The 19,573-nt window shown below is 46.5% G+C and carries 19 protein-coding genes and 1 pseudogene; 9 read left to right on the forward strand and 11 right to left on the reverse strand.

The features are described from left to right. Positions 1 to 10: 10 nt before the first annotated feature. From JUB14_RS14860 to uidA, 4 genes and pseudogenes are all read right to left on the reverse strand, one after another. Positions 11 to 553 (reverse strand): annotated as a pseudogene (locus JUB14_RS14860) (DeoR/GlpR family DNA-binding transcription regulator); the annotation flags it as partial. Positions 554 to 583: 30 nt separating this feature from the next. After that, the gene (locus JUB14_RS14865) at positions 584 to 799 is read right to left on the reverse strand and encodes a DeoR family transcriptional regulator (protein ID WP_207507082.1); all 216 of its coding nucleotides are present in this window, start codon (positions 797 to 799) and stop codon (positions 584 to 586) included. Between the two features lie 218 nt (positions 800 to 1,017). Then, the gene (locus JUB14_RS14870) at positions 1,018 to 1,746 is read right to left on the reverse strand and encodes an NUDIX hydrolase (protein WP_207507083.1); all 729 of its coding nucleotides are present in this window, start codon (positions 1,744 to 1,746) and stop codon (positions 1,018 to 1,020) included. Positions 1,747 to 1,839: 93 nt separating this feature from the next. Then, a complete protein-coding gene (uidA, locus tag JUB14_RS14875) occupies positions 1,840 to 3,708 on the reverse strand; it encodes a beta-glucuronidase (RefSeq protein WP_207507084.1) in 1,869 nt (622 codons plus the stop codon). Positions 3,709 to 4,192: 484 nt separating this feature from the next. Here uidA and JUB14_RS14880 point away from each other — a divergent pair, with 484 nt between their 5' ends. The 3 genes from JUB14_RS14880 (at position 4,193) to JUB14_RS14890 (ending at position 6,551) form a co-directional block, all read left to right on the forward strand. Continuing rightward, positions 4,193 to 4,573 (forward strand): hypothetical protein, encoded by a 381-nt coding sequence (locus tag JUB14_RS14880; protein WP_207507085.1) that lies wholly within the window; start codon positions 4,193 to 4,195, stop codon positions 4,571 to 4,573. 214 nt (positions 4,574 to 4,787) lie between these two features. Next, on the forward strand, positions 4,788 to 5,591 hold the full coding sequence (locus JUB14_RS14885) for an SDR family NAD(P)-dependent oxidoreductase (protein WP_207507086.1): 804 nt from the start codon (positions 4,788 to 4,790) through the stop codon (positions 5,589 to 5,591). A gap of 102 nt (positions 5,592 to 5,693) precedes the next feature. Further along, positions 5,694 to 6,551 carry a sugar phosphate isomerase/epimerase family protein gene (locus JUB14_RS14890; RefSeq protein WP_207507087.1) on the forward strand — a complete coding sequence of 286 codons (858 nt, stop codon included), beginning with the start codon at positions 5,694 to 5,696 and terminating at the stop codon, positions 6,549 to 6,551. Positions 6,552 to 6,655: 104 nt separating this feature from the next. Here the strand turns inward: JUB14_RS14890 and JUB14_RS27705 are convergent, their stop codons facing one another. The 3 genes from JUB14_RS27705 to JUB14_RS14900 form a co-directional block, all read right to left on the reverse strand. Then, entirely contained in the window at positions 6,656 to 6,832 is a 177-nt protein-coding gene (locus tag JUB14_RS27705) for an NrtR DNA-binding winged helix domain-containing protein (protein WP_310586151.1), read from the reverse strand. Positions 6,833 to 6,886: 54 nt separating this feature from the next. Beyond that, a complete protein-coding gene (locus tag JUB14_RS14895; RefSeq protein WP_207507088.1) occupies positions 6,887 to 7,510 on the reverse strand; it encodes a methyltransferase family protein in 624 nt (207 codons plus the stop codon). Between the two features lie 189 nt (positions 7,511 to 7,699). Beyond that, complete coding sequence (locus JUB14_RS14900) at positions 7,700 to 8,317, reverse strand: TlpA family protein disulfide reductase (protein WP_310586145.1); 618 nt, start codon at positions 8,315 to 8,317, stop codon at positions 7,700 to 7,702. A gap of 464 nt (positions 8,318 to 8,781) precedes the next feature. On the opposite strand from JUB14_RS14900, the gene JUB14_RS14905 reads away from it, so the two are divergent. After that, positions 8,782 to 9,189, forward strand: coding sequence for a GNAT family N-acetyltransferase (locus JUB14_RS14905; RefSeq protein WP_229367843.1), 408 nt, complete (start codon positions 8,782 to 8,784; stop codon positions 9,187 to 9,189). Positions 9,190 to 9,287: 98 nt separating this feature from the next. Here JUB14_RS14905 and JUB14_RS14910 read toward each other — a convergent pair whose 3' ends face one another. The 3 genes from JUB14_RS14910 to JUB14_RS14920 form a co-directional block, all read right to left on the reverse strand. Then, on the reverse strand, positions 9,288 to 10,070 hold the full coding sequence (locus JUB14_RS14910) for a sulfite exporter TauE/SafE family protein (RefSeq protein WP_207507089.1): 783 nt from the start codon (positions 10,068 to 10,070) through the stop codon (positions 9,288 to 9,290). A 122-nt stretch (positions 10,071 to 10,192) separates the two neighbouring features. After that, a complete protein-coding gene (locus tag JUB14_RS14915) occupies positions 10,193 to 10,864 on the reverse strand; it encodes a Rossmann-fold NAD(P)-binding domain-containing protein (RefSeq protein ID WP_207507090.1) in 672 nt (223 codons plus the stop codon). A 175-nt stretch (positions 10,865 to 11,039) separates the two neighbouring features. Then, a complete protein-coding gene (locus JUB14_RS14920) occupies positions 11,040 to 12,086 on the reverse strand; it encodes an SDR family NAD(P)-dependent oxidoreductase (RefSeq protein ID WP_207507091.1) in 1,047 nt (348 codons plus the stop codon). 427 nt (positions 12,087 to 12,513) lie between these two features. Between JUB14_RS14920 and JUB14_RS14925 the strand changes: the two genes are divergently transcribed. Then, on the forward strand, positions 12,514 to 12,939 hold the full coding sequence (locus tag JUB14_RS14925) for a response regulator (protein WP_207507092.1): 426 nt from the start codon (positions 12,514 to 12,516) through the stop codon (positions 12,937 to 12,939). Positions 12,940 to 13,416: 477 nt separating this feature from the next. Further along, a complete protein-coding gene (locus tag JUB14_RS14930; protein ID WP_207507093.1) occupies positions 13,417 to 13,863 on the forward strand; it encodes a response regulator in 447 nt (148 codons plus the stop codon). Between the two features lie 37 nt (positions 13,864 to 13,900). Here JUB14_RS14930 and JUB14_RS14935 read toward each other — a convergent pair whose 3' ends face one another. Continuing rightward, complete coding sequence (locus JUB14_RS14935; RefSeq protein WP_207507094.1) at positions 13,901 to 14,227, reverse strand: hypothetical protein; 327 nt, start codon at positions 14,225 to 14,227, stop codon at positions 13,901 to 13,903. A gap of 864 nt (positions 14,228 to 15,091) precedes the next feature. Between JUB14_RS14935 and JUB14_RS14940 the strand changes: the two genes are divergently transcribed. From JUB14_RS14940 to JUB14_RS14950, 3 genes are all read left to right on the forward strand, one after another. Then, positions 15,092 to 16,189, forward strand: a complete 1,098-nt coding sequence (locus tag JUB14_RS14940) for an Ldh family oxidoreductase (RefSeq protein ID WP_207507095.1) — start codon at positions 15,092 to 15,094, stop codon at positions 16,187 to 16,189. A 262-nt stretch (positions 16,190 to 16,451) separates the two neighbouring features. Then, positions 16,452 to 18,611, forward strand: a complete 2,160-nt coding sequence (locus JUB14_RS14945; RefSeq protein ID WP_207507096.1) for a cation:proton antiporter — start codon at positions 16,452 to 16,454, stop codon at positions 18,609 to 18,611. A gap of 411 nt (positions 18,612 to 19,022) precedes the next feature. Further along, on the forward strand, positions 19,023 to 19,376 hold the full coding sequence (locus JUB14_RS14950; RefSeq protein WP_207507097.1) for a hypothetical protein: 354 nt from the start codon (positions 19,023 to 19,025) through the stop codon (positions 19,374 to 19,376). Positions 19,377 to 19,573 lie beyond the last annotated feature (197 nt).

The raw sequence follows: 19,573 nt of genomic DNA on the forward strand, positions 1-19,573 counted from the left end.
GGGTTGTATATCAGGATTCATTGGTTTGTATAATATCCAGTCCCTGGCTCCTCAGGCTGTCGATCAGGTCGGCCTGACCGGAGTGCATATTGGTAATCAGCAGGTCCATTTCGTTGATCCCGCACAGACGGCACAGGCTCTTTCGACCAAACTTGCTGTGGTCGGCCAACAGGACACGGGTTTCACACTGGTCCATAATGGCCCGCTGCGTCTCTACAACCAGTTGGCTCGAATTAGTAGCCCCTTCGGTCTCAATACCCCCGACCGACAGAAACGCCCAGCGGGCATGGTACTCCCGGATGTTCCTGATGGCCTGCGGCCCTACCAGCATTCCTGCTTCGGGGTAGATCAGCCCCCCTGTCAGCAGTACCTCGGCTCCGTACTTGCTCTGGCGTTCCAGGTCTATCTGGCTGGCGATAAGGATTGAGTTGGTAATGACGGTTACCGGCCGGTTAGCCAAGTACCTTGCCATGTGATATGTAGTGGTACCGCCGTCAATAATCACCACGTCGCCATCCTCGACGAGAGAGGCGGCCTTCGCGGCAATCTTTTTCTTTTCGTCGGCAAATAGCGTTTCACGAAGCTAGGCTGGTTGCCCCGCCGGATCGCTAGCCTCCTCTTGCCTTCGCGAGATACCTCCCCAGGTGCGGCTGACGGCTCCTTTCTCCATGAGCAGTCCAAAATCACGGCGGATGGTGGCCGGTGAGGTACCAAACAGTTCACAAGCCTGTGCGACCGATAGATCGCCGTGCTCCCGGACGTATCGGGTAATCTCGTGAAGACGTTGGCGCTGGGTCATGGGTAGGCTACGTTTTTAACTACTTGTATAAATTAGTACTTAAATATCTATATGAGGCATCGAAGTAGCTAAATATACTCATAGTAGGCTCAAATTCTGAACACATTTATTGGTTCGATCATAATATGATTGAATTGATACATAAAATCCGGGTTGGCAGAAGCAAGAATGCTTCTGCCAACCCGGAAAGTAAAGATGTTCTTATCAGGATAAACTAGTTACGATCTTTGGAAGCGATACAGGTAAGGAGCCTTATTGGCCGCACCTGTGAACTTCTTCTCCAGACGCTCCAGCACGTTCAGGTCCAGGATCTTCTTTTGGAAGTTATTTCGGGCAAAGGGTTTGTCATAGATAGCCTCATACAGCTCCTGCACCTCCTTCATCGTAAATGTCTCGGGAAGCAGGTTAAAGGCAATCAGTTTCTCGTCCAGGTTGAGCCGTAAGGTATCCAGGGCTCTGGCTACGATCTCATGATGATCCATGATCATATCCGGTAGATGCTTGATGTCATACCAATCAATGGATTCATCTATATTATTCTTCTGAGGTGTGACTTTATTAATATCCACCAGAGCGTAGTAGCCAATGGAGATGAAGCGCCGGGTAAACCATTCAAATTCCTGATTGTTAAACCGCTCAGCTCCCAAATCTCCCTGATTCAGCTCTACGAGTCTTTCCAAAAATTGTCTGCTGGAACGCCCTGTTTCACCAAATACCCGAAACTGCTCCAGATAGATATCTTTAAAACCGGTTCGGCCTTCCAGTATTCGACGGGCGGCCTCATCTATACTCTCATTCTGGTAGATAAATCCACTAGGCAGCGCCCAAAAGTCCCCTTTGAATATAAGCTTAGGTACCAGTACTTTGAGTTGCTTATTTTGGTAGCCAAATATAACGCAATCAATAGAAAGCTGCTGAATATAGTTTTGCTCACTGGGGTTATGCATGGGAAGCTGGTTTTCCGGTAAAGAGACAGGATTCAAAGATAAATATCCTGACTCCTTATCGGTATGGGTGATCCGCGTTTTTGTGGTATACATTTATTTCTTATTCCAACGCGACCGTAGATAGAAGGCGGCAGCTTTTGGTTTACGATCTCTTGTAAAAACTCCTTTGTAATTGACTCCCCCGAAACGGATAATACCCTGTCCGGTTTTGAAATCAGAAAACGCCCATACGTGCATACCGGCTACGTAGTCCTTGGTAGCAGCCACGTCGAGGTAGGCCTTGATGAAGTTGGTCTGGAACTCCTCGGTAAACATCTCCGGTTCATCCGAGTGCATACCGGGGTAGGTATCCGCACCGAACTCCGAAACCATGACAGGTTTGTTGAATTTCTTGTGCAAACCATCCATTTCCATCGACAGTAGTTTGACGGCCCCGTTCATGTCACCCGCGTGGGTATACCAGCCATAGTACCGGTTGATACAGATGATATCCGACATACCTACCCATTCGGAGGGGCCGCCCATCACTCCCACAAGTACCGCCAGTCGGGTTGGGTCCTTTTGTTTGACCAGAGAGAACATCTCCTGAAACAGCTCAATACTTTTGGGAGTTGCCTCCCGGCCGCCTGGACCTCCGGTGACACTTACCTCTCTTGGAAAGGGCTCATTAGCTACGCACCACATGACCACCGACGGGTGGTTTTTATCCCTCTTGATGAGCTCGTTGATGTACTGCTTCACCATGACCTGACGTTGTGCCAGTTCGGTGGTGTCGCCGTGGAAGTAGAGTCCTACCGCCGGGATTTCATCGATCACCAGGAAGCCCTCCCGGTCGGCCATGCGCATAAACTCTTCATCGTAGGGGTAGTGGGAGGTACGGAACGAATTGGCTCCGGCCCACTTCATCAGTGAAAAATCTTTAACAATAACCGGATTGGCCGCACCCCGGCCGAAGATGGGGAAGTCTTCGTGCTTGCCAAATCCTTTCAGGAACACCGGCTTGCCATTAAGCAGCACCTGGGTACTAGTAGTAGAGATGGTGCGTACGCCGGTTTCGAGGGTATAGCGGTCGAGGGTAGTCTTGTTATCGCCAACCGTCACCTCTACCTGGTACAGGTACGGGTCTTCGGGTGACCACAGCCGTACATCCGGGATAGAAACAGTAGCCGTGGCGGCATTGCCCGCTATGCGGATAGGAGCCTCATATTTCTTGCCGTTGCCAGTAACCGTGATGGTACCCCGGGTGGCTTTACCCTCGGTGGCGACGGCTACTTCCAGGCTACCTGTCGTACCCGTAAAACCGGGCTTGACGGTAATATCTTTGATAGAAGCTACGGCTGGCAGAGAGTACAGCCATACATCCCGATGCAAACCGGCGTAGGGGAAGAAGTCGTAGTTGGACTTGGGGAAGTTGGAAAAAGGCCCACCCTGTACATTACCCGTAGGTACCCGTGAAGGCTTCAGATGGTTTTCGATCTGGATGGAGATCCGATTGGCGGCTCCCCAGTTGATATAGGGGCTCACCTCAAACGCAAAGGGTAGGTGTCCCCCTTCGTGCATCCCTACCGGCTGACCATTGATCCAGACTTTGGCGGCATAGTTAGCCGAGCCGATTCGGATAAAAATACGCTGCCCTTTCCAGGAGCTGGGTACGTAGCTTTGCTTTTCGTACCATACCATACCCAGGTAGTCACGCATATCCGTAAACTGCTCGTTCCAGCTACCCGGTACTGCTATAGACCTTGATTCTTTTAAGCCATTTTGCCATCCTTCTTTTGCACCCACTTCCAGGGAGTCTTTCCTGAATTGCCACATGCCCGACAGGCTCAGGGTATTGCGGTAATCATTCTGCAGTGGGTACAGGGCAATCCGGTCCGGATCAGCAGAGGCGAAGGTTTGGGTTTGGCCTGAATGGGCCAGGTTCAGCAGGAGGAGTAAGGATACCAGATAGATGGACTTCATTTTCTTGATTGGTAAGAGTACGACTTAGTCTGAATTAGGATTGGATTACAAAGGTATATAATTGGCTAAAAGTTATTGTCTAAAAGTTAGACAATGATAAAATTCTTTTTCTACCTTTGGCCATCGATAGCGAAATTCAACGAGCAGGTGCGACTGTAACTGCTGGTTCATAAGTACTTATAGCGGAGACTGCTTTGTTAGCAGCTCCTTCGGCTCAGCAGTTGGAAGTGTTATTCGGGGAAATATACAGTGAGCGGGTTACCCTGTGAATAAATCGAAATCACCCTAAAGAAGGAAAGCTGTACATGAAGGTAGGCTAACACGTGGAAATGAAGCGATTATATTCAACGTAGGAAATAAATGGTATAGTACTCCGGTTTGAAAGAGGCTCGGATCAACAGGTTTTGACATTGATCCTGGATGTTCAGGGGATGTCCTTTAAGGGTAGTAAGTAATGAAGTTTCACGTTTAATCAATTTATAGTATGAAAAAAGTAAGCTTGTTTCTGTTCATTTTTATTCTTGGAGTTTGTGTAAATGGCTTTTCGCAAACCACAACGGCACCCGACTTCTTTGCCGGTCAATGGGAGATTTTGGTAACAGGAGTACCCAATGGAGATGTAAAATTTATTACGGAATTGACCCGCAAGGATGGTAAACTGACGGGAGAGTTGAAAGACCCTACCGGTACCAGACCGGCAGTTCCTATTACGAAGGTTGAGGAGAATGGCGACACTATCATCATTCATTTTGATAATGATCAGGTGGGTGACATAGGTATTGAACTGGCCAAAGTAGACGAGGACCATCTGAAAGGGCAACTGATGAGTATGTTTGAAGCAACTGCCGTTCGTAAAGGAAAGTAAGGAATACTGGTACCTGCTAAACCAGGTACCTGCAAAATCTGCTTTTTCCTGAGCTTCACCCAGTATCTAGTACTGATTATCTTAAATGAGCAACCGTCGGCCGGATTTCAATGCCGGCCGACGGTTTTTATGAATGTTTTCCAACTAGCTCACCATCCATTTAAGACTCTCAATTTGTCAATTCCAATGTTTCAACTCAGGTACTTATAAGTAAATGGAAGTCCAAAACAAAACCATTGTCGTGACAGGTGGAGGAAGTGGAATGGGACGTGAAATCGTACTCCACCTCCTGTCCAAGGGGGCCAGCGTGGTGGCTATTGATATCAATGAAGCTACTCTGAAGGAAACGGTGGCGTTAGCTAATCACAGCCAATCACTTAGCACCTTTGCGGTGGATATTACTAATAAGGCATCTGTTGAAAAATTGCTGGGTGATATCTTTGATCAAGTCGGTGCGGTGGATGGTATCATCAACAACGCGGGTATTATCCAGCCATTTATCAAGGTAGATCAGCTGGGCTATGAGGCAATAGAGCGGGTATTTAACGTCAATTTCTACGGTACCCTGTACATGACCAAGACGTTCCTGCCGCATTTGCTAACCCGTCCCGAAGCACATATCGTGAATGTATCGAGTATGGGCGGTTTCCTGCCCGTGCCGGGCCAGACTATATACGGTGCCTCCAAGGCGGCTGTAAAACTATTTACCGAAGGACTTCATTCAGAGCTTGCCGATACCTGGGTACATGTGACTATTGTATTTCCGGGGGCGGTAAGTACCAACATAACCCAGAATTCAGGAGCGAGCACACCACACCGATCTACCTCCAACAGTAAGTCGATGAAGGTGTTATCCGCAGACAAAGCCGCTGAAATCATCATTGAAGGCATGGAACAGAACCGATACCGGGTGCTGGTAGGTAATGATGCCAAAATGATGGATCTATACTACCGCTTCAATCCGGCTTCGGCCGCCAGAATGATTGCTCAAAAAATGAAAAGCGTATCAGCCATCTAAGCTGTCAGGAAGTAGCAGTATATTGATTAATTTATTTTCTCTCGAAATCCATTAATATAGCAGGTGTTGCCAGTCCGGCATTTATATCAATCAATAAGTACTATGAACATTTCCCGTAAAGAATTTCTTAAAACCAGCGCTCTGGCGCTGACATTACCACTACTCAACAAGGTAGACGCTTTTGCCAAACCTATCAAAAACGTCGGTCTGCAACTCTATACCCTCCGCAATGAGTTAGGTAAAGATCCCGATGGAACGCTCAAAAAAGTAGCCGAAATAGGTTACAAGGAAGTGGAGACTTTTGGCTACTCGGGTGGTAAGTTCTTCGGCAAGACACCAGGTGAATTCAAAGCGCTACTCAATAGCCTGGGCCTTACAACGCCCAGCGGTCACTATATGCCTAACAACCTGAAGAAAGACTGGAACGTAGCGGTAGATCATGCGGCTGAAGTGGGTCAGAAATTCATGATGTTAGCCTTTCTGTTCCCTAACGACCGTAAGACGATAGATGATTATAAGAAGTTGTGCGACACGTTCAACGAGGCGGGTGAAGTCTGCCAGAAAGCCGGTATCCAGTTTGGGTACCATAACCACGATTTTGAATTCCAGACGCTAGACGGGCAGGTACCTTACGATGTGATGCTGAAAGGAACCGATCCAAAGCTGGTAAAAATGGAATTGGACCTGTACTGGGCTAATTATGCAGGTGTAGATCCCGTTGAACTGTTCAAACAGAATCCCGGACGTTTCCCGCTGGTTCACCTGAAAGATATGGCCAAAACCGAAAAACGTGAGTTTGCCGAGGTAGGTACGGGTTCCATTGATTTTCAGCGTATCCTCGATGCACGTAAGACGGCCGGTATCAAGCATTTCTTTGTGGAGCAGGATGCCGTGACCAAAGGTACACCGCTGGAGGCCATTGCCCTCAGCTACAAAAACGTAGGTAAATTAAAAGTGTAGAATCTAGATCAAAAGTTTGCCTGATACAAAAAGCGGTGCCTGCAAGAGCAGGCACCGCTTTTTGTATGGTTGTAATCAACGCCTTAAGATGATTATAACTCCGGCTAATACGTATGCACAATACTCTGTCTTAGCGCTTCCTCATACGCCTCCTTCTCAAATTGATACAGATATGGAGAGCGATGGGCACCGATATGGCGCTGCTCATCCAGCTTTTTGATCAACCCCAGACTCACCAGCTTCTTAGCAAAGTTACGCTGATCCAGGGTCTTACCTAGGATGGTCGGACAACCTACCTGGCTCCCGGGAGTAGCAGTAAATAGAAGATATGGTGGCTATACTACATGATCCTTTTGGGCCTTTCTATACCTTAAGAGTGGCCAAAGCATAGGTACTCGCTTTTGGTAGTGTCTGTAGGTGTTTCCAAAAGTCTGGATGAGCTTCCTCTCTTCAAAGTAGATGCCTACCCTGATGTATAGAGTTGTAAATACAGCCAGAAGGCCATTACTTATGGTAGGACTGATGATGAATAGAGCAAATGTCACGAGTATGGTACCGCTGTACAGTGGATGGCGGACGTATCCCAGTATTCCTCCCTGCTTCAATTGTGAGGCATACGTAGGTGGGCTTTTCCAAACTACATTCAGCCCGGTAAACTCTCTTAGATCATACTGCCGTAAGGCCAGCCAGAGTACTATTAGCCCTACAACCAGCACGGTTGATCCTACTATTTGCTCCCATCTGCCTGGTGACCACAGGTAGTCAACAGGTGCCTGGCGATGGCAATCCAGCACTACCCAAAAAGTAGCCAAAGCCACCAGATTGTAGAACAGACGGTAGTAGTGATAGAGTTTACCCATTCTACTACTAAGCCAGGTCTTCACAACGGTAGAGGCTGTGACACTATGAAGACTTCCGAACAACAGCCATGCAATAATGATAGACCAATAGGAGGACATAGCAAGTGAAAGGTATTTGTCTAATGTGAGTACACTATATTACAAAAATGGAGACAAACCCAGGGATTGATTTTCCCATATCTGTTGATGAAGTACTTAGAGCACTTAGCTAACATGCACTGTACCTGGTAGCTGAACATACTGTTTCATAGCATTTGAGTAGCTACCACAGGAAAAGTAGTACAGTGATTATTGGCCGGCAAGATCATTCAGGTACTGGCGAAATCCGTCCGTATCGTAGTTAGCCATTCCCTCAATGCGATGCACAATTTGTCCGCGGGTGTCGAGAATCAGGGTAGTGGGGATGGCCTGGGAAATGAAGTCCTGGGGTAACGAACTAGCCGGAATATAAACTGGGAATGAAAACTCTTGCTGCTTTAAGTACCGCTCGGCTTTGGCAGGGTCCTTATCCAGGGATAGCATCACAAAGGCTACTTTCTCCTTATCCATAGACTGGTACAGCTTCTCAATGGCCGGCATCTCGGCCCGGCAGGGAGGACACCAGGTAGCCCACTGATTTAGGAATACAACCTTTCCCCGTAGCGACTCCAGAGTAACTTGTTGCCCATCAAGCGTAGTCATTGTAAACTGGTAGCCAGGGGAATACGTAGCTGCATCGGAGCGATGTGCCGCTTCCAGTTGAGTGGTTTCAGGAATGGATGGGTTCATCAGGCCAGTGGCCAGAATCAACCGTTGCACTTGCCCAATGACCGGAGTGTGCAGCCCCGTTACGTATAGGAATCCAAAAACAACAAGTACTACTACCCAATCAGGTACTTTCCTAAACAATCTCTTTATGGTATCCACGGTTGTATCTTTTTGGAGGGTACTTTAATTGACAAAGCCTCATTCTATTTCTGCTCTCAAATATAAGGTATATGCTGAAGTACTTCCGTATTCAGTAGTACCTATAGGTAGGTGTTGGTCGTGGTGTAGTCATTAGGTACTTAATAAAATAGTTGTCTCCAGGCTAGTAGAAGCAGGTGCCGGTGGCTAAATTTGCTATGAGGGTATTATAAAAGTAATAAAGTAGGTACCTCTCCATTTCAGTCTGATAAAGTGCCACTTCGATACATGTACTCCTGGCTATTCTCTACGATCTTGGAAGTACTTCGTGCTTCTGCCCGCAGGCAGCAGCAGACTTGTTTTGTTCTGCTATACGCACTATTGATCTCATGCTTTTATAATAGGCCTATGAAAGTAGGAGGATATTTAAAAATGGAGAGGCAGGTACTGATCAGCCTTCGGGTATATTACACATTCTTAAAAATATGATCATAAAAGAAATCGCCGCGGAAGATACCTGGCCTATACGACAGCTTGTGATGTGGCCGGAAAAGCCCATTGAATTTGTAAAGATCAGGGGGGATGAAGAGGCCCAGCATTATGGACTCTATAAAGGTGACAAGCTCATGTCGGTTATTTCCTGTTTTAATGAAGGTGACGAAATGCAATTCAGGAAGTTTGCAACGTTGGTAGATGAACAGGGGCAGGGATTAGGTACCTATCTCTTGAACCATGTACTTGATGTAGCCCGTGAACAACAGATCAGACGGCTGTGGTGCAATGCCAGGCGGGATAAGATGGGCTTCTATGAAAAATTCGGATTGCAAAGTACAGAGGCTACGTTTGTAAAAGCAGGGATCGAATACGTAATCATGGAGCGTATTCTTAAGTAGTTAAGTACCTGCCTATCGCCATTTATACCGAAGCCAGCGCAAGTAGCGCTGGCTTCGGTTCGTATAGAATATGGAGTTCATTTATCCTGATAAAGTACTTACAGCATGGGCTTTATGAACAGATCGTAGGCAAAGCGAACGATGGTGCCAAATACTACTACCAGAAAGAAGGTCCGGATAAATTTGTTGCCTTTGAGTAGCGTAAGCCGGGTACCCAGGAAGGAGCCACCTACATTGAAAATAGCCATAGGAATCGCGTACTGGTACAGGATATGACCGGACTGACTGAAGTAGATGATCGCTGCCACGTTGGTAGCGACATTGACAAACTTGGCGTTGGTAGTGGAGTGAAGGAAATCATTGCCGATCAGAGAGACGAAAGCCAGCATCAGAAAAGCGCCCGTACCGGGGCCAATCAGCCCGTCATAAAAGCCAATAGTTAGCCCAAAGACCAGTCCAATCAGGATTTGCTTCAGAGTAGAGTAGCTTTTTTCCTGGTGGAGGCCGAAGTCCTTTTTGGAGTAGGTATAGATAGCCACCAGGACCAGGATCACCAGTATGACGGGCTTAATAAATTGGCTGCTGATCAGGGTGATGCAGTAGGCACCTAATAGTGCACCCAGAAAAGCGATCCCTATGACCGGCAGGAGGACCTTCCAGTTGATCTTGACCTTGCTGGCGTAGCGGAACGCCGCCAGGGTAGTACCACTGAGCGAAGGAATCTTGGTCGTACCCAGTATGGTAGCTACCGGATACTGAGGAAGTATAATGAGCATGGCGGGAGTCTGCAGCAATCCGCCGCCGCCCACAATGGAATCTATAAATCCGGCTCCGAACGAAGCCAGGCACAACAGTAGTAACTCTAAGGGAATTTCAGGCATAGCAGGAGGTGATCACCATAACGTGGCTGCAAAAGTACTTACCAGCGGTCTGACTTGTATGGATCGAGTCTCTTTCTGGTAAAGTTTTGCCTGTAAACCTCTCAACTGTCATACAGGGAGCCTTAGGCTTTAGCAGCCTGGATGATGTCGTTTCCTTCCAGGATGTTTTTGGGATACCCATTTTTGGTGACATGGATCATGGCAAGAGCCAGCTCATCTAACCGACAAAATCCTTTTGGATATAAGGACCGCCCCACCGGGAAGAGCCAGGTGATGTATTTATAGTAGCTATGGGTATACCGCATACCTTTCATTGGATGGATAAATCCGGGTCGAAAGGCATATACCTGCCGGAAGGGCAGCCTCATCAAGTCATTTTCAGTTTTTCCTTTTACCCGGGCCCAGCTGATGCGCCCCTTCTCAGAACTATCGGTACCGGCGCCGGATACGTAGCAAAAGGTCATGTCAGGGTTCAGCCGGCTAAGTGTCTGAGCCACGTGCATGGTCAGGGTGTAGGTGAGCCGGTAGAATTCCTCTTCCTTCATACCTACTGATGATACACCCAGGCAGAAGAAGCAGGCATTGTAGCCCCTCAGTTGGTCTTTAATGGGTGTAAGATCAAAGAAGTCACTGTGAATTACCTCCGTAAGCTTGGGATGTACCACCCCGCAGGGCTTTCGATTGATGACCAGTACGGCTTCTACGTCGGGGTGAATGAGGCAGGTATGCATGACACCTTCTCCAACCATGCCGGTGGCGCCGGTAATAATTACTCTGAGGGGATAAGTATTCATGGAAGTAGTATAGCTGGTGTAGGGGGCAAATATAAAGCGCTGCTACCGAATAAGACCCTGATCGGGGTATACTTAGTCTGTAACAGCGCTCTATTATTTATCTATTCTTATCAATCCATCGCCAGGTAGCTCAACCCTGCCAGCTGTTTTCACTCACAAGAGCTACCAATGATGGTTAAGCCAGCACGCTCGATACGGAGGCTTTGGCGCTGGCAATGGTGTCTGATAAGTTCTCGCCGGCGTCGTGAATGGATCGCTTGGCACCGCGGCTAGCCCGGTTCAACTTATAGCGGTACTTCGCTTTGTCGTAATCGCTCATATTATTGATCGTATTCAGGATGGAGTAGCCTACCAGTCCGACTACCACCAGTCCGAGTCCCCAGGCTAGTTGCTTCTGAGTTCCCTTGGACATAAGGGGAGAGCTACCATCCTTAGGCTCCATGTATTTTCGCATCATTGCTGCCAAAGCTTCCTCCGGAAGCAGGTGAGATAGTACCTCATACGATTTATTCACTAAACCCCCTGCGATTACTTTGGATTCTCCTTTCATCAGGGCTTTATATCCATCACGGGCTACCATAGTCGGATCGTCCAGCTGCTCAGTAACCCGGGCGTTTTCGGCTCCGGCCTTGCGGAAGAAGTCCGTATCGGTAGCATTGGGCATTAGAGCCGTGATGGTCACATTGGTATCTTTGAGCTCGTTGACCAGCGATTGGGTAAAGTTATAGACGTAGGCCTTGGTACCGGCATAAACGGCCATCAGCGGCGAAGGCATGACGGATACAATGGATGCCAGGTTCAGGATCTTTCCCTCGTCACGGGCCACCATATCTTTCAGAAACAGCTTGGTCAGGTGAGTCAGAGAGATTGTATTCAGATGAATCATGGCACTTTCCTTCTCCCAATCCGTTTCGGTAGCAAATATTCCATGAACACCCACACCGGCATCATTGACCAGTACATCAACCGTGATTCCCTTTTGCTTTACTTCATTATAAAGCTCCTGAGCTGCATTTTCCCTTGCCAGATCTTTCTTGATGACCAGGGCCTTATCTAGATTATGTTTTTGCTTAAGTTCGTCAGCAAGTTGTTGTAGTGTATCTTCACCGCGGGATACCAACACCAGGTTGTAACTATCCTTAGCAAATAGTTTTGCCAGTTCCCTACCTATACCGCTTGAGGCTCCGGTAATCAACGCCGTTTTCACTGTCTCTGTGTTCATAATTTTTGTGTGTTTACGTGACCTATGTTTCCTGTTGATTAACAGCTAGCTAGCAGGAATGTTTTCGACTGGTGACATACTACACTGTCTTACCATAAGCGTATAGTGGTAGCCGTAACCTCATTTTAAAACAATGAATAATTGTCAGGGTAGTATGTACTATTGGGGAGGCTGCCGAATCAGGCTGTTGTAAGCTCATCTATCTGGTAGGTAATTAAATAGAGTATTTAAAAGCATTCTGAAAGGGCTTATGGCATCAGCCTCCTGATTGAGGATACAGGTAAAGGCTTAATGGCTTTAAATCAGAAAGAAAAGATAGAAATACATGAATAAATAGGATGGCAGACGCCGATTATTCCTAAAAAAGAATTCAAACAAATTGTATATTTGGGTGTTTTTTCCTCAGCTTACTAAATTAAATACACAATTGAACGCAACCTGCTTACTTATAGACGATGATGTTGAAGAGCATGATCTCTTCACCACTGCCTTGCATCAGGTCAATCCTAATCTGAGTTGTGTAGTATTGGATAGTGGAATTAAGGCTGTTGAAAAGCTTAAGAATGAACAAAGCCTGACTCCCGGCTTTATTTTTCTTGATCTGAACATGCCGGGTATGGATGGAAAAGAGTGTCTGGTTGAGCTTAGAAGTATTGATCGTCTTAAAGAGGTACCTATCATTATCTATTCAACTTCCATCAATCCTCTGCACGTGTCCGAAACAAAAGAACTGGGTTCGGCAGGCTATGTAGTGAAGCCTGATGCGTTTTCGGATCTGGTAGATACCCTGAATAAAGTTATAGCTACCCCCACCTGGGACAATAGCTACTTCTACTATCCCAAGAGAGCCTAGAGTACTCTCAAAACTTCAACCGGGAAAGGATTCGAAGACCGGAAGGACTGTACGAACGTTACAGCATGATATACTTTCCTGCTTTTTTCTAATAGCTTAAAAACTGGAAATATAAAATTGGCATTGTATTTGCTCTATATGAACATATTTGTATGAGACTTTCATACATAAAGTGTGTATAGATGATCTAGAGTCAAAGGATACTAGCCTTTGACTCTTTTGTTTTTATACGCTGATAAATAAGTAATTGAATAGATTGAGTTACCAGGAATAGATGCGGAGCCTCTATATGGATTCAGACAACTACCAGTACTTTCTGAATAGCTTGGCAGGGGACGGGGATTGGTAGAGGATGCTTTATTAAGGAGGACATTATATAGAAAAGTCACAACATATTTTGGGTGTGAGAGTTGTGGTGTAGGGAGGAAGGTTACAGGAGTGACTTCTACCAGCTTTGGTTAGAAAAGGAAAGTGATTATGAGCGTTACCTGGTTATTAATAGATGATGATACGGATGATCAGTATCTCTTCTCCTCTGCTTTGCATGATGTAAATCCTACTCTTCAGTGTGTGACTGAGATCAGCGGTATGAGTGCTTTAGAAAAGCTATACAAAGAAGAAAGCTTTACCCCCGAGGTTATTTTTCTGGATCTTAATATGAGGGGGCTGGATGGGAAGCAATGTCTGTCCGAGCTCAAAAAGATTGACCGGCTAAAGGAGGTGCCCATTATCATTTATTCAACTTCAAACTATCCCCGCGACATATCCGAGACCAGGGAACTTGGAGCCGCAGGCTATATAGTGAAGCCAACCGGATTCACAGAGATAGTTAAAACCATCTACTCACTCCTGGAAAAACCAATCCGCAATACCAGCTACTTTTTCTCCGACAGCAGTTCTAGCCTGTGTTCTCCTACTCAGTAAGGTAGTTACAGATTAAAAGCCGTATACTGGCTGCTTACTAATTGGTATTATCATGCAGTCGTAGTACCTGAGCAATATTGATGATTTCTTCCGCACGTTTTCCCTGCTCCCCGATTGAAGCCTGGTTATAGAGTTGCTGACGTTCGGGCTCCCACTCGAATAATTCAGTCTTGGCGTCAAAGATACCAACGGGTTTCTGAGCGGCATCAGCAGATAGTCCCTCCAGAATAGTCTGAGCCTGCAGGTAGGTATCACAACCAATTTGATGATACTCTTCATCATGAAGGTATATTACAGAATAACGCTTAGTGGCGGCTCCTTGGGATAAGTTAGTAATATGCTGGTGCGGGAGCGAGTTTTTCATAGTGGGTTGTGGAAATATGTTTATTAGAATGAAGTGTTCTGACTAGGTTCTTTAGTTTTTCTGGCGCCGGAAGCCGTTGTTGATAAAGTACAATTATGCGTTTTTTGAAATGAGTCTGTTATATAGTACACTCAATATTACCTGGTATGCTTATAGGTATCCATAACTGTTCCGGTACTGTTGCAGGCATAGTCATTGACTAGATGATCAACAGAAGTACTTGTCTAAATATTGGCTCTGTTGAGAGCCTTAATTATCAACGAATTATGAATTTAAGATAAATAAATAACACTTGCTCTGCTTTCTTGGAACTACCCTTGAATCTGTTGGAATAGTACCATTACTACGGCCGGCTAAGCCATTGTGAAAGTTTTTTTACTAGTATGGAGAAGGTACTTGTAGTACTAATGAAATAGAAGATCAGTATAGTTAAAACTAACTATACTTATATTAATACAATTTGTGTAGCTATTCCGGGGAGTGATTAGTAGAATGCCTCAGGTAAACCTTGGGTAGTAGACTAAGCAGGGGAGTCAGGTGCAAAGTGAGGACTGATTTACTTAAAGTACCTGAAAAGAAACAGGGGTCGGGGCCTGCACTCTATGAAGCTGTGGCACAGTTTTTTTAACTTATTATTTCAGGATTCGAAAATTAGCTACATAATTTTCTACTCGATAGTTTAATACTCACTACTATTGTAAGGAGTCATAAACCTGGTTTATGACTCCTTTTTTATAAGCCTTAGCAGTAGGTTGTTATCATAGTCTAAGGATGGTGAAGAAATTCTGCTATCGGTACTTGAAGTAAAAACAGGAGGGCAGGACATTTTAGCTAGATACCAGATCAGCTAAAAAACATTATGCAATGATTTCGAAAGACCACCAGAACGTCATTATTTCAGCGGAGCAGTTGCGCCGGTTTACCACAGAGGTTTTCGGGTATTTTGGCGTACCTCACGATGATGCCGCGCTGGCGGCCGATGTGCTGGCCTACAGTGATGAACATGGCATCGACTCCCACGGGGTAGCTCGCCTTAAGACCTACTACGACTTATTAAAAGCAGGACGCATCAATCCGAAGCCGGTACTAACAATAGTACGGGAGAAGGGAAGCGTCGCTACGGTAGATGGTGATAATGGACTGGGGCTGGTAGTAGGGCCAAAGTGCATGGAGATAGCCATGCGCAAAGCCAACGCGCATGGCTCCGGTTGGGTCAGTGTCTGTAATACCAACCACTATGGCGCGGCCGGTTACTATCCGGTCATGGCCCTGCAGGAAGATCTGATTGGTATTTCCATGACCAATACAACCAAAGGCGTAGCCCCTTTTAATGGAGCTGAGAAGATGTTGGGTACCAACCCCGTGGCCATTGCTTTTCCGGGACTGCATGAGCCGCCTGTTATCATTGACTTTGCTTCCAGTGCCGTCTCGTACGGCAAGGTAGAGATTGCTAAAAGAAAAGGGGAGAAGATACCCGAAGGCTGGTGTATTGATAAAGACGGCAAGTCTACCACCGAGCCAGCCGAGATGATAGAGGGCGGAGCACTGCTGCCCCTGGGTAGTACTGACACCGGAAGCGGACATAAGGGATACTGCCTGGCCAGTATGGTAGATATCTTGTCGGCGGTACTGAGCGGAGCCAACTGGGGGCCGTTCGCAGCTCCTTTCGCGATTCATGTTGCACCCTCGGGCAAGCAGGTTGGCAAAGGGATTGGTCATTTCTTTGGAGCGATGGATATTGAAGGCTTCCGTGATAAACTCGATTTCAAGAAAGATATCGACGAATGGATACACACCATGCGTGCCACTAAGCCTATGCCCGGTACGGAGGGAGTACTTATCCCCGGTGATCCCGAAAGGCACGCCTACCAGCTCAGAATGAAAAGTGGAATACCGGTTAATAAAGAAGTGGTAGCTTCCCTGCGGGTCATTGCTGAGGAGACGGGTATTCCATTTGAGTAGTAGTCAAAGTAGCTCTTTTCTGTCTTGAAAGTAAGTAGCTGATTGGAATAGGGGAGCAGACAAGCGTTTTACAGGCTTTTTCAACGAAAAAATTGGGCTTTTAAAATCAATTTCGCCCCAACGTATCAGAAACAGCAGCTACTTCATAAAACGTAAAGAACTCTGTGTAGTTTTGAGCACTTTACTGCATCAGGTTCATCACTGATGATGTAATAAAAACCAGATCTCTGTTATTAAAGATGCGTGTATAAATCCAGCCTCTATGCCACGTTTCTTCGATCATTTGGTGAACGAATTTGATCTGCCGTTACACAACCCGGTACTGGTATTCTCCCTGATTCTGTTCATTATTCTGCTATCCCCCATACTGCTCAGGCGGTTCAATATCCCTGGTATCATTGTCCTGATTATTTCAGGAGTAGTAGTAGGGCCTAACGGACTCAATTTACTGGCCAAGAACTCGGCCGTTGATCTATTTTCAACGATCGGGCTGCTCTACATCATGTTCATCGCGGGTCTGGAGCTGGACATGGCTGAGTTCAAAGCCAACCGGAACAAGAGCCTTGTATTTGGTTTCTTTACCTTCATCATCCCCCTGGGGATAGGCTATCCGGTATGCTACTACCTGCTCGGCTACGATTTTGAGGCTAGTTTCCTGACGGCCAGTATGTTTTCCACCCATACGCTGGTGTCTTATCCCATAGTAAGCCGACTGGGCATTGCCAATAACCAGGCGGTAGCCGTCACGGTGGGAGGCACCATCCTGACCGATACAGCAGTGCTTATTCTGCTGGCCGTGATCACCGGCTCAGGGGATGGTGGTATTACCGAAAGCTTCTGGATTACGTTAGGGATTTCGCTCCTGATTTTTGCGGCTATCATGTTCCTGGTGATACCTCGCGTAGCCGAATGGTTTTTTCGTAAGCTGGAAGGAGAGAAGCACTCCCACTACATCTTTGTGCTGTCGGTAGTTTTCTTTGCCGCGTTTTTGGCGGAGGTAGCCGGTGTCGAGCCGATCATTGGAGCCTTCGTCGCCGGATTGGCCCTCAATCGCCTGATTCCGCGCTCGTCGGCCCTAATGAACCGCATTGAATTTATCGGTAATGCCCTGTTTATCCCCTTCTTTCTGATCAGTGTCGGTATGCTGGTGGATGTGTCGGTTATCTTCAATGGTCCCATGGCATTGATCATTGCCGGAGCTCTTACCGTGGTGGCGCTCCTAAGCAAGTGGCTGGCCGCGTTGACCACCCAGCTGATATTTAAGTACAGGACGGTGCAGCGACAGCTTATATTTGGATTGAGTAGTGCTCATGCAGCGGCCACGCTGGCCGTGATCCTGGTAGGGTACAATGCCAAAATCCTGGATGAAAACATCCTCAATGGCACGATCATCCTGATATTGATTACCTGTATCGTTTCGTCCTTCGCGACGGAGAAAGCCGCTAAAAAGATCGTAGTAGCCTCCGAGAGTGAGCCGGTGCAGGACGCCACTCACGGAGGGGATGCGGAACATATACTACTACCCATTGCCAATATCAATAACTTTGAAAAGCTGCTGGACTTTTCCATCCTGATCAAAGACCGGAAGTCCCAGAATCCCATATCAATCCTGTCCGTAGTACCCAACGACGAGGAAGCAGAATTGAACATCATCAAGGCCAAGAACAGCATGGCCAGCTTTGTACACCACGCCTCCGCGACCGAAACCGATGTAAGTTTCATTGCCACGATTGACCATAATGTAGCCAGTGGCATTGCCCGGACCTCTATTGAGGTGATGGCGGATATCATTGTGCTGGGCTGGCCGGGGCGTTCGGGAGTGGTGGACAAGATCTTTGGCGAGAAAATATACAGTATCATTGACAGTGCCGACAAAACCGCATTTATCTGTGACTTTGCTCAGCCGCTGGCTATCCATAAACGTATGTTCATAGCGGCCTTGCCGCTGTCCGAGCGCGAAAATGGCTTTGAGCTGTGGTTTACCAAAATCGTGAAGCTATCGCAGGAGCTGTCTATTCCTATTACTTACTTCTGCGGTCAGGCAACCGGCGACGCTGTCAGAGAACTGATGAAGCGATGGCAGATTAATATTCCCATTGAATTTAAAACGTTTGATAACTGGGCCGAATTCTCAGCCTTATCGGATACCATACGTGTTGATGACCTGTTTGTATTTGCCTCGGCGCGTAGGGGATCCGTTTCACACCTACCCATACTGGATAATCTTCCCTTCAAGATGCAGCGCTACTTTGGAGATATCAGTAAGGTACTTATCTATCCCCATCAGAATGGTCTGCGAACCGGGAAAGGCTTTAAACCTATTAATGCTAGCCCTACGAATGTAGGGAATGCTACCATGCGGAAACTACGGGAGGACTTCAACAGACTATTCGGAAGAAAGCCTGGGGATGAAAATCCCTAGTAAACCGCTGTTGATATCTACAATGGCGATAAGTAGCTGATTATCTGCTAATATTTACTTATATACGCCTTCCTGTTTCCCGATTTTTCTTGGCTATACGTTGCTGAGCCGTAAGAGTGGGGAAGCTAATTCCTATATTTTCCACAGAAGGAGCTTTACTACCGGCTACTGGTTATAGTAGTCAGCCCTCTACAATTTTATCTAACGGCTAACTGGTTGTAAAATAGATGCTTATCTTGTAGGTGCTTAGGCAAGGGTACGGCTAATGCGTCTATTATACATGACTGGTTCGATTTTTTATTTTCCATCTTTGACTCTTCACCATTCAGGATCTGAGGTATTTGCTATGAAGAGTCAGTTCCAAGCCAGCCAAGGAGGTATGGAGATGTGACATTTAAATTTTGTGAGGCTATGAGTAATATACATATTCAATGCAGTAACGGAATACAATTGAACAGCCTGGAGTACAGCTTGCAGGAATTTGGGAAGAAACTAGCTACTGAAGAAAGCTCAATCTCAAAAATAGAACGGTGTCTGCGAGCACAACTGGAAGACTGGAAGCAGGAAAGAACCAAGTACAGCAATGCCACCACAACGATCATGCAGGTACCTGACGTAGAAATGCTACTCGTACTGGACAAGCCCAACGGTCATATCCTTTTTACATTCTCGGCCAAAAAATGGTGGTGGCTGTGGGATAACCGTATGGTCAAAGGGTACATGCTGATGCAGAAGTACCGGAATAAAAATCGTATACCGGTATAGGTGATAAGATACTTTATAACACAGGATAATTTTATTCTTAAACATCAGACGGGATAGGAGCTAAACGGCTCCTAATTATTTATTCACTTTTATTTGTACCAATTCTAAATAGTGTCTATGTTTGCGGCACCATTTGTAATTAGTCTAAATAAGCAAGTGGATGGATTACCTGTTCATGAAGTTTACAAACATTATTC

This window comes from Telluribacter humicola (assembly GCF_017355935.1).
In the GTDB taxonomy this organism is placed as follows: Bacteria; Bacteroidota; Bacteroidia; order Cytophagales; family Spirosomataceae; genus Telluribacter; species Telluribacter humicola.

Bases quoted from the DNA above. Each gene is read 5' to 3' on its own strand.
- JUB14_RS14865 (WP_207507082.1), bottom strand. From the start codon at position 799: ATGACCCAGCGCCAACGTCTTCACGAGATTACCCGATACGTCCGGGAG.
- JUB14_RS14870 (WP_207507083.1), bottom strand. From the start codon at position 1,746: ATGCATAACCCCAGTGAGCAAAACTATATTCAGCAGCTTTCTATTGAT.
- uidA (WP_207507084.1), bottom strand. From the start codon at position 3,708: ATGAAGTCCATCTATCTGGTATCCTTACTCCTCCTGCTGAACCTGGCC.
- JUB14_RS14880 (WP_207507085.1), top strand. From the start codon at position 4,193: ATGAAAAAAGTAAGCTTGTTTCTGTTCATTTTTATTCTTGGAGTTTGT.
- JUB14_RS14885 (WP_207507086.1), top strand. From the start codon at position 4,788: ATGGAAGTCCAAAACAAAACCATTGTCGTGACAGGTGGAGGAAGTGGA.
- JUB14_RS14890 (WP_207507087.1), top strand. From the start codon at position 5,694: ATGAACATTTCCCGTAAAGAATTTCTTAAAACCAGCGCTCTGGCGCTG.
- JUB14_RS14895 (WP_207507088.1), bottom strand. From the start codon at position 7,510: ATGTCCTCCTATTGGTCTATCATTATTGCATGGCTGTTGTTCGGAAGT.
- JUB14_RS14905 (WP_229367843.1), top strand. From the start codon at position 8,782: ATGATCATAAAAGAAATCGCCGCGGAAGATACCTGGCCTATACGACAG.
- JUB14_RS14910 (WP_207507089.1), bottom strand. From the start codon at position 10,070: ATGCCTGAAATTCCCTTAGAGTTACTACTGTTGTGCCTGGCTTCGTTC.
- JUB14_RS14915 (WP_207507090.1), bottom strand. From the start codon at position 10,864: ATGAATACTTATCCCCTCAGAGTAATTATTACCGGCGCCACCGGCATG.
- JUB14_RS14920 (WP_207507091.1), bottom strand. From the start codon at position 12,086: ATGAACACAGAGACAGTGAAAACGGCGTTGATTACCGGAGCCTCAAGC.
- JUB14_RS14930 (WP_207507093.1), top strand. From the start codon at position 13,417: ATGAGCGTTACCTGGTTATTAATAGATGATGATACGGATGATCAGTAT.
- JUB14_RS14935 (WP_207507094.1), bottom strand. From the start codon at position 14,227: ATGAAAAACTCGCTCCCGCACCAGCATATTACTAACTTATCCCAAGGA.
- JUB14_RS14940 (WP_207507095.1), top strand. From the start codon at position 15,092: ATGATTTCGAAAGACCACCAGAACGTCATTATTTCAGCGGAGCAGTTG.
- JUB14_RS14945 (WP_207507096.1), top strand. From the start codon at position 16,452: ATGCCACGTTTCTTCGATCATTTGGTGAACGAATTTGATCTGCCGTTA.
- JUB14_RS14950 (WP_207507097.1), top strand. From the start codon at position 19,023: ATGAGTAATATACATATTCAATGCAGTAACGGAATACAATTGAACAGC.